The organism is Citrobacter sp. S46_ASV_140, assembly GCF_018919545.1.
In the GTDB taxonomy this organism is placed as follows: domain Bacteria; phylum Pseudomonadota; class Gammaproteobacteria; order Enterobacterales; family Enterobacteriaceae; genus Citrobacter; species Citrobacter braakii.
This window is the reverse complement of record NZ_JAHLRC010000089.1, coordinates 1-14,665: the sequence shown is the minus strand read 5'-3', so window position 1 is coordinate 14,665 and position 14,665 is coordinate 1. Positions and strand designations below refer to the sequence as shown.

14 protein-coding genes are annotated in these 14,665 nt (G+C 51.2%); 5 read left to right on the top strand and 9 right to left on the bottom strand.

From position 1 onward, the window contains the following. Positions 1-333: acyltransferase family protein (locus tag KQJ19_RS18065; protein ID WP_346011593.1), on the top strand; the 333-nt coding region annotated here is incomplete at its 5' end. 40 nt (positions 334-373) lie between these two features. Here the strand turns inward: KQJ19_RS18065 and yiaA are convergent. The 4 genes from yiaA to xylA all read right to left on the bottom strand — a co-directional run bounded on the left by yiaA (position 374) and on the right by xylA (position 4,195). After that, a complete protein-coding gene (yiaA, locus tag KQJ19_RS18060) occupies positions 374-811 on the bottom strand; it encodes an inner membrane protein YiaA (protein WP_016154922.1) in 438 nt (145 codons plus the stop codon). Beyond that, positions 812-1,180: an inner membrane protein YiaB gene (gene yiaB, locus KQJ19_RS18055; RefSeq protein ID WP_141875767.1), complete on the bottom strand. Its 369-nt coding sequence runs from the start codon at positions 1,178-1,180 to the stop codon at positions 812-814. It lies immediately after the preceding gene. A gap of 166 nt (positions 1,181-1,346) precedes the next feature. Next, positions 1,347-2,801: a xylulokinase gene (gene xylB, locus KQJ19_RS18050; RefSeq protein ID WP_016154924.1), complete on the bottom strand. Its 1,455-nt coding sequence runs from the start codon at positions 2,799-2,801 to the stop codon at positions 1,347-1,349. A gap of 71 nt (positions 2,802-2,872) precedes the next feature. Next, positions 2,873-4,195 carry a xylose isomerase gene (gene xylA, locus KQJ19_RS18045; RefSeq protein ID WP_216403939.1) on the bottom strand — a complete coding sequence of 441 codons (1,323 nt, stop codon included), beginning with the start codon at positions 4,193-4,195 and terminating at the stop codon, positions 2,873-2,875. A 361-nt stretch (positions 4,196-4,556) separates the two neighbouring features. On the opposite strand from xylA, the gene xylR reads away from it, so the two are divergent. Then, on the top strand, positions 4,557-5,735 hold the full coding sequence (gene xylR / locus KQJ19_RS18040; protein WP_047501327.1) for a D-xylose utilization transcriptional activator XylR: 1,179 nt from the start codon (positions 4,557-4,559) through the stop codon (positions 5,733-5,735). A gap of 42 nt (positions 5,736-5,777) precedes the next feature. Here the strand turns inward: xylR and KQJ19_RS18035 are convergent, their stop codons facing one another. Next, a complete protein-coding gene (locus KQJ19_RS18035; RefSeq protein ID WP_016154930.1) occupies positions 5,778-6,602 on the bottom strand; it encodes a protein bax in 825 nt (274 codons plus the stop codon). Positions 6,603-6,918: 316 nt separating this feature from the next. On the opposite strand from KQJ19_RS18035, the gene malS reads away from it, so the two are divergent. Then, positions 6,919-8,949 carry an alpha-amylase gene (gene malS / locus KQJ19_RS18030; RefSeq protein WP_216403938.1) on the top strand — a complete coding sequence of 677 codons (2,031 nt, stop codon included), beginning with the start codon at positions 6,919-6,921 and terminating at the stop codon, positions 8,947-8,949. Positions 8,950-9,083: 134 nt separating this feature from the next. Continuing rightward, a complete protein-coding gene (gene avtA, locus KQJ19_RS18025; protein ID WP_233896667.1) occupies positions 9,084-10,376 on the top strand; it encodes a valine--pyruvate transaminase in 1,293 nt (430 codons plus the stop codon). A 35-nt stretch (positions 10,377-10,411) separates the two neighbouring features. Here the strand turns inward: avtA and KQJ19_RS18020 are convergent, their stop codons facing one another. Beyond that, a complete protein-coding gene (locus tag KQJ19_RS18020) occupies positions 10,412-10,885 on the bottom strand; it encodes a 4Fe-4S dicluster domain-containing protein (RefSeq protein ID WP_216403937.1) in 474 nt (157 codons plus the stop codon). A gap of 237 nt (positions 10,886-11,122) precedes the next feature. Further along, the gene (locus KQJ19_RS18015; protein WP_016154944.1) at positions 11,123-11,863 is read right to left on the bottom strand and encodes a MipA/OmpV family protein; all 741 of its coding nucleotides are present in this window, start codon (positions 11,861-11,863) and stop codon (positions 11,123-11,125) included. Positions 11,864-11,984: 121 nt separating this feature from the next. On the opposite strand from KQJ19_RS18015, the gene KQJ19_RS18010 reads away from it, so the two are divergent. Further along, entirely contained in the window at positions 11,985-12,938 is a 954-nt protein-coding gene (locus KQJ19_RS18010) for a LysR family transcriptional regulator (protein ID WP_216403936.1), read from the top strand. A 47-nt stretch (positions 12,939-12,985) separates the two neighbouring features. On the opposite strand, the gene KQJ19_RS18005 is transcribed toward KQJ19_RS18010, so the two are convergent. Beyond that, positions 12,986-14,122 (bottom strand): HlyD family secretion protein, encoded by a 1,137-nt coding sequence (locus KQJ19_RS18005; protein WP_216403935.1) that lies wholly within the window; start codon positions 14,120-14,122, stop codon positions 12,986-12,988. A gap of 5 nt (positions 14,123-14,127) precedes the next feature. Further along, on the bottom strand, positions 14,128-14,451 hold the full coding sequence (locus tag KQJ19_RS18000; protein WP_016154947.1) for a DUF3302 domain-containing protein: 324 nt from the start codon (positions 14,449-14,451) through the stop codon (positions 14,128-14,130). Between the last annotated feature and the right edge of the window lie 214 nt (positions 14,452-14,665).

Genomic DNA, 14,665 nt, shown 5'->3' with positions numbered 1-14,665 from the left:
ACGTTGCATGAACTGCGTTGGCGAGGCAATTTTGCCGATACCTGGTATCTCTATTGCGGCCCGGCGGTGTTTATTTGTGCTGCCTCCCTCCTGACGCTGGTCAAAAATACGCTCAGTACGCGCACTCTGCCGGTACTGGGCCTTATTTCCCGCCACTCCCTGGGCATTTATGGCTTTCATGCGCTGATCATTCACGCGCTACGCACCAACGGTGTAGAACTCAAAAACTGGCCGCCGCTGGATATGCTATGGATTTTTAGCGCCACGCTGGCGGGAAGTTTACTGTTGTCTGTATTGTTGCAGCGCATCGATACGCGCAGACTGGTGAGCTAACAATAAAAGCCCTCGATCGGTAACCATCGAGGGCATACGATCACTCCGTAAAATCGTCTGCGACTGCCAGCGTTTCTTTTGGATGCTCAAAGCCACTATCACGGATATTTTTCTGCACCGCAACGGTACCAAACAGGCTTAAAAAGAAGGCCAGGCCGTAAAACCCTTTCTCGTTTAGCAGCAGCGTGGCATTCCACAAACCGATAACCAACAACGCAACCGCAATAATAAACGCGGCAAGACAGGTTATGTAGTAAATCGGCGTTGTCGGGATCCCCTCATATTTATCCCGTACCGTCTTTTGATACGACGCAGCAGAAAACAAACCAAGCACCAAAACAGCAAAGTAATACCCCTTTTCGTTCAACTGCATATCGGCATTCCACAACCCCAGCAGATAAACCACAATGCCGCCGAGAAGCGCGACCCATGACACAATACTAAATGCCGGTGAATAAGTTGATGTCCTGTTTTCCATTTAGAGGTCCTGTCCTTTAGATAAATATTCTTCTGAACGCATGAGTAAAACTTGCCCCAGTAAACATACGATGAATGCCACCGGGAACAGCCCCTTTTCGAGGGGGGATAATGGGACATTCAATACGCCCACCAACAGCACCCCTACCGTGATGAGCGCCACCATCTGACATACAGAGGCGAAGTGTTCATCGTTCTGATTGAGATTATCTGCACGCTGATAAACGTACGTCACAAACATTCCCGTCATCAGCACGGCAAAAAAATAGCCTTTGCTACTCAATAACGGGCATGCCCGCCATAAGCCAATAACGTAAATAAATGCACCAGAGAAGAATAATATCCATGGCAACAGCCTTGTCGTCTTCATTGGGACCTCCTTATCCATCATGGATACAATATGAATAACCCGCTAAAGACAACACAGAAAAGGTCACTACGCCGGACTTTCAGAATAAATTCATGCGCGCTAATTATTAATTAGATTGAAATATATATTTGATAAATCCCCTCTGTTTACCAGAGGGGATTTAGGGTCAGGACATCAGCGGGTGTAATTGCTGATAGATTTGGCGGAAGGTTTCCCGACGCTGTTGGTAAAGGGCATGGCGCTCGACATCAGGATAATGCGCCTGCTCCAGCGTAAGCTGAGGTAGAAGGTCTGATAATGGCTGCTGCGGATTAATGGCAATTTGCGCCAGACGCGCCGCACCGAGAGCAGGGCCGACATCGCCGCCGGTACGGTAATCCAACTGCAATCCGCTGATGTCAGACAGCATCTGACGCCAGTATTCGCTGCGCGCCCCGCCGCCAATCAGCGTAATGCTGGAGGGCTGCACGCCGCAGGCGTGTACCACGTCCATACCCTCAGCCAATGCAAAACCAACGCCTTCCAGCACCGCCTGTGCCAGCTCCGCCGGACCATGCTGATGCGTCAGACCGAAAAATACGCCCTTCGCCTGCGGGTTGTTGTGCGGCGTACGTTCACCGGACAGATAGGGTAAAAACCAGACCGGCTCAGCGTGTTCATCCGCCTGTTGCGCTGCGGCAATCAACGCAGGAACGCTCGCCAGTCCGGTTAATTTTGCCGCCCAGTCCAGGCAGGATGCCGCACTTAACATCACGGACATCAGGTGCCATCGTTCAGGCAATGCATGGCAAAAGCTATGGACCGCGCTTTCCGGTTTGCTGAGAAAGCCGTCGCTGACCGCAAAATAGACCCCGGAAGTACCCAGCGATAGCATCGCCTGACCGGCATTCATCATGCCCACGCCAACCGCCCCCGCTGCGTTATCCCCGCCTCCGGCGACCACCGCAACCTCCTGCATTCCCCAGGCCCTGGCGACTGCTGGCAACAATGTTCCGGTAATCTCACTGCCTTCATAGAGCGCAGGCATATGCGCACGAGTCAGCTTACAGGCTTCCAGCATGACATCACTCCAGTCACGCTTCGCAACATCCAGCCACAGGGTACCAGCCGCATCAGACATATCACTGGCGAAATCGCCGGTCATACGCAGGCGCAGGTAATCTTTCGGCAGCAGGACTTTATCAACCCGGCTAAAAATCTCCGGTTCGTGGCGCTGTACCCACAGCAGCTTTGGCGCGGTAAAGCCAGGCATCATCAGGTTGCCGGTGATGGCACGAGACTGCGGAACCAGACTCTCCAGCATGACGCACTCTTCGGCGCAGCGACCATCGTTCCACAGGATAGCCGGGCGCAATACCTTCTGTTGTTCATCCAGTAGCGTCGCGCCGTGCATCTGTCCGGCAATTCCCAACGCTTTCACCTCGCGAAGTGAATGCTGCCGACCCAGAGCTTTCACAGCGCGATCCGTTGCCAGCCACCACTGCTCTGGGTCTTGTTCTGACCATAACGGGTGCGGGCGCGAGACGGTGAGTTTCTCTGTTTGCGAAGCGACCACATCGCCCTGCTCATTGAGCAGAATGGCCTTTACGCCTGATGTGCCAAGATCTATCCCGATATACATAGGGCATCGTTCCTTAAAGAAAGGCCCGGTCGCGCGAGCTGACCGGGCTTACGGACATGCTCAGAGACCCGTTATTTGTCGAACAAATAATGGTTCACCAGATTTTCCAGCAATTCCTGATGACCGCTCTGGTGCACTGGCGCCAGGTTGTGTTGTTCAGCGTACTGCGCAATTTCCGTCAGCGTCATCTGCCCTTTCAGAATTTGCTGGCCCAGCTCACCATTCCAACCGGCATAACGTTTAGCCACGCGCTGATCCAGACCACCGTCTTCAATCATACGCGCCGCAATTTTCAGCGACAGCGCCATGGTATCCATCGCGCCAATATGACCATAGAACAGATCGTATTTATCGGTACTCTGACGACGAACCTTGGCATCGAAGTTCAGGCCACCGGTGGTGAAGCCGCCGGCTTTCAGGATTTCGTACATCACCAACGCATTCTCTTCTACGCTATTCGGGAACTGGTCAGTGTCCCAGCCCAGTTGCGCGTCCCCACGGTTGGCATCGACAGAGCCAAACAGGCCCAGTGCGATAGCGGTGGCGATTTCGTGATGGAACGAGTGACCCGCCAACGTGGCGTGGTTGGCTTCGATATTCAGTTTGATCTCTTTTTCCAGACCGAACTGCTTGAGGAATCCGTATACGGTCGCCGCATCGTAATCGTACTGGTGCTTGGTCGGTTCCTGCGGCTTCGGCTCGATAAGCAAAGTGCCCTGGAAACCGGTTTTGTGTTTGTGTTCCACGACCAGTTGCATGAAGCGACCAATTTGCTCACGTTCCTGCCGCAGATCGGTATTCAGCAGCGTTTCATAGCCTTCACGACCGCCCCACAGAACGTAGTTTTCACCGCCTAATTTATGCGTGGCATCCATAGCCGTAACCACCTGCGTGGCGGCCCAGCTGAACACTTCTGGATCCGGGTTCGTGGCCGCGCCCGCGCCGTAACGTGGATTGGTGAAGCAGTTTGCCGTTCCCCACAGCAGCTTCACGCCGCTCTGCTCCTGTTTTGCCGCCAGTACATCAACCATCTGCACAAAATTGTTTTTGTACTCTTTCAGCGACGCGCCTTCCGGCGAGACATCCACGTCATGGAAGCAGTAGTAGGGCACGTTCAGTTTGTGGAAAAACTCGAACGCCACGTCCGCCTTGCGCTTCGCTAATTCCAGCGCTTCACCGGGCTGCTGCCACGGACGATCGAAGGCACCCATACCGAACATATCCGCACCGTTCCAGCAGAAGGTATGCCAGTAGCAGGCAGCAAAACGCAGATGATCTTCCATGCGCTTGCCCAACACGATTTCGTCTGGGTTGTAATGACGAAATGCGAGCGGGTTGGTGGACTGAGTTCCTTCAAAACGTACACGATCGAGTTGGTCAAAATAAGCCGGCATAATAAGCTCCATAATCAGGTAATACGGCAAGTAAACTGCGATATGGCTATACTGGAATTTCCTGATTTATTGCTCAATTACGTTATTTCACACCGCGATTAAGAGAATACCCAAACGTGCGCTGGCTCCCAAAAAAACGCGCTGAAAAAAGAAATAAAAAGGCGATCACGATCGAAGGTTAGCCATTAAACAAAAAACCGTAATGCGCAGATAAAAAATGACAATTGTCATCCCGCTAGCAGTATGTAAATTTTGCGTAGCCTCAGGCAATCAGGAAATTTGTCACGCTTCATCAAGCAGTCGTACCTGCGGTTTTGCTAGTATCGACAGGCCCACGTTAACCTTTCCAGGACAGGTTCTTATGTTTGATAAACGTCACCGCATCACTCTGTTATTTAATGCCAATAAAGCCTATGACCGCCAGGTGGTAGAAGGAGTGGGTGAATATTTACAGGCATCGCAATCCGAGTGGGATATATTCATTGAGGAAGATTTCCGCGCCCGTATCGATAATATTAAAGACTGGTTGGGCGATGGCGTTATTGCTGATTATGACGATGATGATATTGCGCAATTACTTGTCGATGTCGATGTTCCGATCATCGGCGTTGGGGGTTCCTACCATCTGCAGCAAGATTATCCATCAGTACATTACATTGCCACCGACAACCACGCGCTGGTAGAAAGCGCTTTCCTGCATCTGAAAGAGAAAGGGATTAACCGCTTTGCGTTTTACGGCCTGCCTTCCTCAAGCGGTAAACGCTGGGCCGCAGAACGTGAATATGCGTTTTGCCAGTTGGTTGCCAAAGAGAAGTACCGCGGCGTCGTCTATCAGGGGCTGGAAACCGCACCGGAGAACTGGCAGCACGCGCAAAATAGGCTGGCGGACTGGCTGCAAACTCTGCCGCCGCAAACCGGCATTATCGCGGTCACCGACGCGCGGGCACGACACGTCCTGCAAGTCTGCGAACACCTGCATATTCCGGTACCGGAAAAACTGTGCGTGATAGGGATAGACAACGAAGAATTGACCCGTTACCTGTCACGGGTAGCGCTGTCATCCGTGGCTCAGGGAGCCAGACAGATGGGCTATCAGGCCGCAAAACTCCTGCATCGTATGCTGGCGAATGAAGAACTGCCGCTGCAACGCATTCTGGTTCCACCGGTGCGTGTTGTAGAACGTCGTTCAACCGATTACCGCTCCTTGACCGATCCAGCGGTAATTCAGGCGATGCACTTTATTCGTAATCATGCCTGTAAAGGCATTAAGGTTGAACAAGTGCTGGATTCAGTAGGGATTTCACGTTCGAATCTGGAGAAACGCTTTAAAGAAGAGGTCGGAGAGACCATTCACGCCGTGATTCATGCCGAAAAGCTGGAAAAGGCGCGCAGCCTGTTGATTTCTACCACGCTTTCAATCAACGAAATTTCACAAATGTGCGGCTACCCATCTCTGCAGTATTTCTATTCGGTATTTAAGAAAGAGTACGACACGACGCCAAAAGAGTATCGCGATGTGAACAGTGAAGTTTTGCTATAAGGATGATAGCCGGAGGGCGAAGTCGCCATCCGGCACTCGAAATTACATATGCGCGGCGATTAAACGCTGGTTGTCCTGATACATTGCGAACAGATAGTTGTTATAACTCTGTCCCTTAGTGGAATAACCCTTCAGCTTATGGATCATCGCGGTGGCGGTGACTTCCTGATCGGCTTTACGCAACTGCGCACGTGACTTACGGAAGGAAGAGTAGGCCGGATGCGTATTCAAATTAATGACGTAAGCATTCACCGACTCTTTCACTGATTCAAACTGTGAGTAGCCTTTCACCTTACCCGGTGCATTGTTACAACGACCCTTGCCACATTTCATGCCAAACAGGTTGTTGTTGCTACGCGCCAGCTTCGACGTACCCCAGCCGCTTTCTGCCGCAGCCATGGTTGCCACCATACTGGTCGGGATAATGTCTACACGTTCAAGCAGCGTATTCCACGGAATTTTACGCGTGTTACCAGACCAGTTCACCTTGTAGCGCTTCGCGATGTCTTTCATACGCGTACGCTCAGTCGGTGACCAGCGGTTCTGGTACTGTTTTGAAATCAGCCAGTTACGGTCCGCCGTAATGGCAGCATTTTGACTGGTAATATAAGGCATAACCGTCCGGAGAAACGCTTTTTTCCTTGGTGTTCCGGAAGGGTATTTTCGCAAATCAGGAAGTGAACTACTCTTTGCACTATTGCGAGAATACTCTTGTTTACTGCTAACCTGTTTATTACTTGCCTTGGTTATCTGGGGCTTGTGACTCGTTGTCGCCGTGTGTGTCTTTGCCAGCACCTCACCCGAAAATGCAACGGTGAGTAACATAAGAATCATTGCCCCATATCGTCGAATGGGAGTCAATATCATTAGGTCTCCTGGTCGGATTTATACATTCCAACACCTTATATTTTTCACAAAAATGAGAGATGAATCTCAAATCATATCAAAAATAGCCGTCAAGAGCACCCACAGGAATAGTCCAATTCTGAAACTATGTCACGTATTAACGGTTCTGGGTGCCATTAATTCGAAGAAAATGTGGAGGTTATCGCAAAATCAGTTCATTTTTTGCGCGCGATCGCTCACCCTCCCTTCTCCTCCTGGCGGAATCAACTCAAAGGAGGAGTTTCCGGCCTGATTTCACTGGCAAACTGGCGAAAATCGCAGCATCAAGGACAGCACTATGAAACTTGCCGCCGTTGCGCTGGCGCTAATGCCCGGCATTGCCATCGCCTCATCATGGACGTCTCAAGGACTTCCCACCTTCGAAGCGGAAGGTACGGGAAAATTCGTCAGCCATGCAGCGTTGACGAAGGGTACCCGTCCTTTAACTCTGAATTTTGACCAACAGTGCTGGCAGCCTGCTGATGCGATAAAACTCAACCAGATGCTGTCGCTAAAACCTTGTGAAGGCGCGCCGCCACAGTGGCGTTTATTCAAAGACGGCGATTACACGCTGGAAATCGATACCCGCTCCGGTACGCCGACGCTGATGCTGTTGGTAAAAAGTGCTAAGGACACCGTCACCACCCAGATTAGCCAATGCCCGAAATGGGACGGTTCACCATTAACGCTGGACGTGAGCCAGACCTTCCCGGAAGGTGCCGTGGTGCGTGATTTCTACAGCCAGCAAACGGCAACGGTAAAAAACGGGTCGATTACCCTACAACCCGCCGCAACCAGTAACGGGCTGTTGCTACTGGAACGGGCGGAAACCGATGCCCCCGCCGCTTTCGACTGGCATAACGCCACGGTGTATTTCGTCCTGACGGACCGCTTTGTGAATGGCGATCCGAGTAACGATCACAGCTATGGGCGTCGCAACGACGGCATGCAGGAAATTGGCACGTTCCACGGTGGCGATTTGCGCGGGCTCGCCAGCAAACTCGACTACCTGCAACAGTTAGGCGTCAACGCCCTGTGGATCAGCGCGCCGTTTGAGCAAATCCACGGCTGGGTCGGCGGTGGCGCCAAAGGGGACTTCCCCCACTACGCTTACCACGGCTACTACACCCAGGACTGGACCACGCTTGACGCCAATATGGGAAACGAAGCGGACCTGCGCGCGCTGGTTGATGGCGCACACCAGCGCGGCATCCGTGTCTTGTTTGATGTGGTGATGAACCATACCGGCTACGCCACGCTGGCGGATATGCAGGAGTATCAGTTTGGGGCACTGTACCTATCGGGCGATGAGTTGAAAAAAACGCTCGGGGAACGCTGGACGGACTGGCAGCCATCCGCCGGGCAAAGCTGGCACAGTTTCAATGATTACATCAACTTTAGCGATAAAGCTGGTTGGGAAAAATGGTGGGGAAAAAACTGGATCCGCACCGATATTGGCGATTACGACAATCCTGGCTTTGACGACCTGACGATGTCGCTGGCTTTCCTGCCCGATCTGAAAACCGAATCCACCACGCCTTCCGGGCTGCCAAACTTTTATCAGCACAAGCCGGATACGCACGCCAAAGCCATCGCCGGCTACACACCCCGGGATTATCTGACGCACTGGCTCAGTCAGTGGGTGCGTGATTATGGAATTGACGGCTTTCGGGTCGACACCGCTAAACACGTCGAGCTTCCCGCCTGGCAGCAGCTAAAAACACAAGCCAGCGCGGCGCTGGTCGAATGGAAGAAAGCCAATCCGGAAAAAGCGCTGGATGATAACCCCTTCTGGATGACTGGCGAGGCCTGGGGTCACGGTGTGATGCAAAGCGACTATTACCGTCACGGCTTCGATGCGATGATCAATTTCGACTACCAGGAGCAGGCGGCAAAGGCCGTTGATTGTCTGGCAAATATGGACCCCACCTGGCAGCAGATGGCGGATAAATTGCAGGACTTCAACGTCCTGAGCTATCTCTCCTCGCACGATACACGTCTGTTCCGCGAAGGTGGAGACAAAGCCGCCGAGCTATTGCTGCTGGCACCTGGCGCGGTTCAACTCTTTTATGGCGACGAGTCGGCCCGCCCCTTTGGCCCAACCGGCTCAGACCCATTACAGGGTACGCGCTCAGAGATGAACTGGCAGGATGTGACCGGGAAATCTGCCGCCAGCGTCGCCCACTGGCAGCGAATCAGTCAGTTCAGGGCCAGACATCCCGCCATTGGCGCCGGTAAACAAATCACGCTGCCGCTGAAGCAGGGATACGGATTTATTCGTGAGCATGGCGACGATAAGGTGATGGTGGTGTGGGCCGGTCAGCCCTGATCTCGGCAGGCTTCTCGCTGTGCACGCAGCGGGAAGCCTTACTCAACATTAAAAACCAGCCAAATAAAAATCAGTAGCACAAAATCTCAATCCGGCCTGATACCCCTGATTTGCACCCTGCCATGGGTAGCGCTATGGTTAGCCACTTTACTACTCAGTTCGACAGACCACCTGCTATGACATTCTCACTTTTTGGCGACAAATTTACCCGCCATTCAGGCATCACACGCCTGATGGAGGACCTTAACGACGGTTTACGCACCCCAGGCGCCATCATGCTCGGTGGCGGCAATCCGGCGCAAATTCCAGAGATGCAAAATTACTTTCAGTCTCTGCTGACAGATATGCTGGAAAACGGCAAAGCAACTGATGCGCTTTGCAATTACGATGGTCCACAAGGTAAAACCGAGCTGCTGACTGAGCTGGCGAAACTGCTACGTGAGAAGCAGGGTTGGGATATCGAGCCACAAAATATTGCACTGACAAATGGCAGTCAGAGCGCATTTTTCTACTTATTCAATCTGTTCGCCGGACGCCGCGCCGACGGAACAACGCAAAAAGTGTTGTTCCCGTTAGCTCCGGAATACATTGGCTATGCCGATTCGGGGCTGGAAGAGGATCTTTTTGTCTCCGCGCGTCCAAACATCGAACTGTTACCAGAAGGTCAGTTTAAGTATCACGTTGATTTTGAACACCTGCACATCGGTGAAGAGACGGGCATGATCTGCGTGTCACGTCCGACAAATCCGACAGGCAACGTGATCACCGATGAAGAGCTGATGAAGCTGGACCGGCTGGCCAACCAGCATGGGATCCCGCTGGTGATTGATAACGCCTATGGCGTACCGTTCCCCGGCATCATCTTTAGCGAAGCGCGCCCGCTGTGGAATCCCAACATTGTGCTGTGCATGAGCCTTTCCAAGCTGGGTCTGCCAGGCTCCCGCTGCGGCATCATTATCGCGAATGAAAAAATCATCACCGCCATCACCAACATGAACGGCATTATCAGCCTCGCGCCTGGCGGAATGGGCCCGGCAATCATGTGCGAAATGATTAAGCGCAACGACCTTCTGCGCCTGTCCGAGACGGTGATCAAGCCGTTTTATTATCAGCGCGTTCAGGAGACGATTGCGATCATTCGCCGCTATTTATCTGAAGATCGGTGCCTTATTCATAAACCGGAGGGCGCGATTTTCCTGTGGTTATGGTTCAAAGATTTGCCTATCACCACCGAACTTTTGTATCAGCGTCTGAAAGCGCGTGGCGTACTGATGGTTCCCGGTGACTACTTCTTCCCGGGTCTGGATAAACCCTGGCCGCATACGCATCAGTGCATGCGGATGAACTACGTGCCAGAACCGGAGAAAATCGAAGCTGGAGTGAAGATTCTGGCTGAAGAGATCGAACGCGCCTGGCAGGAAGGCTAACGCAAGTCCCGACCCGAGAGCGGGTCGGGCTCACTTCACAGCGGCTGTGAACACAGACGCTGGCGCTGAATGCTGACGGCATCTATACACTGCAACGCGCTGGTCGGACAGGCTTCGATACACGCGGGTCCCGCATCACGGTGCCAGCATAAATCGCATTTTATCGCCTGCACCCGTGACGAGCGGGCGACGACATTCATTGCCCCAAACGGGCAGGCCAGCATACAACTTTTACAGCCAATACAACGCGTCTGTTCAACGAAGATATGCCCATGTTCACGACGAATTGCGTGCGTCGGGCAGACATTTGCACAGGGAGCGTCCTCGCATTGATGGCAGACGACTGCCGTCGTAAAGGCGTCGTCTTTGATCACGCGGATGCGCGGGGTAAACGCAGTGGAAGAGACCGACGCGCAGTCCTGGTTTTGCTGGTGCGCGACGACGCAAGCAACTTCGCAGGTACGACACCCAATACATTTTGCCGCATCCGCCATAATAAACTCGTTCATTGCTCCCTCCGTCTGCGTGAAAACCACAGAGTGCCAGAGAGGTTGCCCCTGACGCCTTGATCGGACAGGGGAAACGGTTAAATATTGTCAGGTGCCTGAACAACTATGGCGATCCGCCTAATCGCGAGCGGTAAAGCCCAGCTCATTGGAAATGAGCCGGATGACGATGCTTCGGGTCTTATCCAGTCTACCGCATTGAAAAGATTGCCCTCCTTCCTGAGGACAAACGGGTGAGAATCAGAAACGCCAGGTCAGACCGGACATAAAGGTAAAGCTGTCATCACGGTCAACCATCGGGCTATTTTTAATATCATCTGGCAGCGCACTATAGTTGGCGCTGGCCAGCAGCGTCAGATTGCTGGTCAATGCGTATTTAGCGGACAGGCCAACATACGGTGTCCAGCTATCGCCAGGGGAGTAGCTTGATAACCCACTACGGCGGGATTCATTGCCAGAGATGCCGTAGTAATATTCGTTGAAGTTTTCGTCATAGTAGAGCACGCCAATCGCCGGCGTCAGCGTCAGCTTGCCCATCGGCATTTGGCGAAACAGAGACATTTCCCCAACCCAACCGTTGCTGTTGTCCAGCACATCCGCTGCTGCGGAGACTTTCACGCTGCCCCATTTCTCATGGTGATACCATGCAGCACCCGCCATCGCGGTTGCGTCACGCTTGTTCAGTTGCTTCATCGCTTGATCGTCGTTATCACCCGGATCAAACTCAAGCGGCATGTACGAGGCAGTAATGCTAAATTCATTACTTTCATTTTTTGAAAGAATATAACCTAACGTTGTTTGCCTAAAATAAAATGATTCACTTTCATAACTGACAAGCGGTACTGCGTGAACGTTATCATTATATCCACGATAAGGAGATTCGTTATATACAGCGCCGCCGCCAATAGAAAATTCTGCGGCAGTTGCGCTCGCCATAAATGAAAAGGCGAATAGCGCCACAATATTGCGTTTAATTAACATGCCCACATTCCATTTTAAAATAAGATACAAAACGCGTGCATAATAATGCTTACAATTTCATCGGTGCAAGATTCATATTTATATAGTAATATATACAAACATATATATATTGGGTTTGGCGATGAACAAATTACAACTCAAACACCGGGAACTGAAGATTATTTCGGTAATTGCTGCCAGTGAAAACATCAGTCATGCCGCTACGGTTCTCGGCATCGCACAAGCCAACGTTAGTAAGTATCTTGCTGATTTTGAATCCAAAGTTGGACTAAAGGTATTTGATCGCACCACTCGACAGCTCACCCTCACACCGTTTGGTACAGCGCTGCTTCCTTACATCAATGACATGTTGGACAGAAACGATCAGCTCAATAATTTCATTGCTGATTATAAGCACGAAAAACGTGGCCGGGTAACCGTATATGCACCGACGGGCATAATTGCTTATTTATCGCAACATGTGATCGCAAAAATTCAGGATATCGGTGGAATTAGTCTCTCACTTAAAACATGTAACCTGGAACGAAAGGCATTTTTTGAAGGTGTCGACTTTCCTGAAGATTGTGATATTTTAATCACCTATGCACATCCTAAAGATGAATCTCTGGTTGCCAGTTTCATTACTAAATATGCGGTGACGGCTTTTGCCAGCCCTGAGTATATCAAAGCACATCCTATTAGTAGCCCTGATGAACTGGAAAAACATTCCTGTATCCTGATTGATTCCATGATGATAGATGAGGCTAATATCTGGCGTTTCACTTCTGCCGGAGGCAAGGAGATGCACGATTATCGGGTGACCGGAAATTATGTCTGCGACAATACACAGTCTGCACTGGCGCTGGCACGTAACCATCTGGGCATTGTTTTTGCGCCAAATGCGAGTATCCAAAAAGATATTGAATCCGGGTCGCTGGTTCCATGTTTCTCAGAACAACATGAATGGTGGCTGGATTTGGTGGTGATTTTCCGCAAACGTGAATATCAGCCATGGCGGGTACAGTTTATTCTTGATGAGATGTTGGCAGAGCTCCGCCAGCAACTTACTCAGGCGCTGGAACAGCAGCCTGAGTAAGCGAAATTAGGGACCAGGTTCAAAATGGTAAGCAAAATAGCCTGCGCCTAGTGATCGAGATACAGATAATGCACCCAACTGGTCATACGCAGCAGAACCTTACGCATCACTGACACATGGGTGAAGTGATCAGAATAAACCGCGACCTGCGCATAAATCCCATCAGGCAGAGCGTTCACATCCACATTATCATTCAGCTCAATCGTGGCGATCACCCCTTCCGATCCGGGCGTAGAATTTAAGGATTGCAGCGCCCCATTCGACTGGTATGTTCCCCCCGGTACGGCCGGACTGATGGCAGCCAGTTTGCCGCTGAAAACCTTACCCGGCAGGGCGTTAAACACCACTTCAGCTTCATCGCCTGGCTCCAATCGCAGCAACGAGTTTTGCCGGAACTGGGCGATAATTTGCCGTTTTTGATCCGGAATAAACACCATCACCGGACGCATAGGCAGCGCGGCGGCATAGGTTCCCGGTCGCATCAGCACCTGCGTAACGTAACCATCGCTGGGCGCACGAACCACTGTCTGGTCCAGGTTGAACTCCGCTTCGGCTAACTGCGCTTTCAGGCTGACAATTTGCGAATTCTCACCCTGCACCAGGCTGTCTAACTGACTCTGGATTTGCTGTTGTTCCGCAACGGAGGATTTCACCGCTGCTTCCTGCGCCAGATAGTTTTGCCGCGCCGCATCGATATCGCGTTCAGAAAAAGGATTGACCTTCGCCTGACTCCCCTGCGCATAGCGCTGGTAATCTTTAGCTAGCTTGTCACGCGTAGCCTTTGCCCGCTGCGTGTTGGCTTGCATTTCGTCTAACTGCGCCACCAGCACCTGCTCTTTATGTTGTGCGGTGACAATATCAGCTTTCAGGCGATCAACTCGTGCCTGATAACGTCCTGGATTAAGTTTAAACAGTACCTCACCTTTTTTGATCAGCGTATTCTTCTTATCCGTCACTTCCGTCACGACCCCCGTGACCTGCGGTACTACGGGAATAGAAATTACCGCCTTTTGCGCCTTAAATGTATACGGATGGTTATAATTCATCAGTAATATAAGCCCGCAAACAATGAATATACCGCCCAATGCTGCAGTGGGTACTGTCCATTTATTGGCAGGAATTTTAAAAATCTTAAATATTGACCATGCGCACGCCACATAGGTCAGAACGATCAATAAATCCATCGATATTACTCCGCCGGAGAGGTCTTCGCCTCACCCAGTTTCTTTTCCAGATCGGCAACCCTGGCCTGCAACTGGATCAGGGAAGAATCCGCGCTTTGCATACCCCACCCGCGTTCCGGGCGATAAAGCGTTGCCCAGATCCATAAAAAGGGCCACATGACATGTAAGGTAAACAAACTCACCCATCCTGCGACATGTATTGCGTCAGCATGAGGATGGTTACGTTTCTTTGCAATGAGATAGGGAATATCATGCAGAATAATAATCCCGTAAAAAATGACCAGGAATACAAAAATAAGCACTCCTAATGCAAAATAATTAAGGAACATATTTGCCTCAGGGATTTAAATTGAAAATTCGGCTGCAATTTGATTTACACAATAGAGTTGATAATAGTAGTGGAATGACCAGATTGGATGCAATCGTCTTATTTATATAACGATATATGGGTTTATATATAACTGCAGAATAAAGATATGCCCGGCGCAAAACCGGGCAATAAGTGATGAGAAATTAAAATAGTCCCAGCGGTTTATCCGAGTA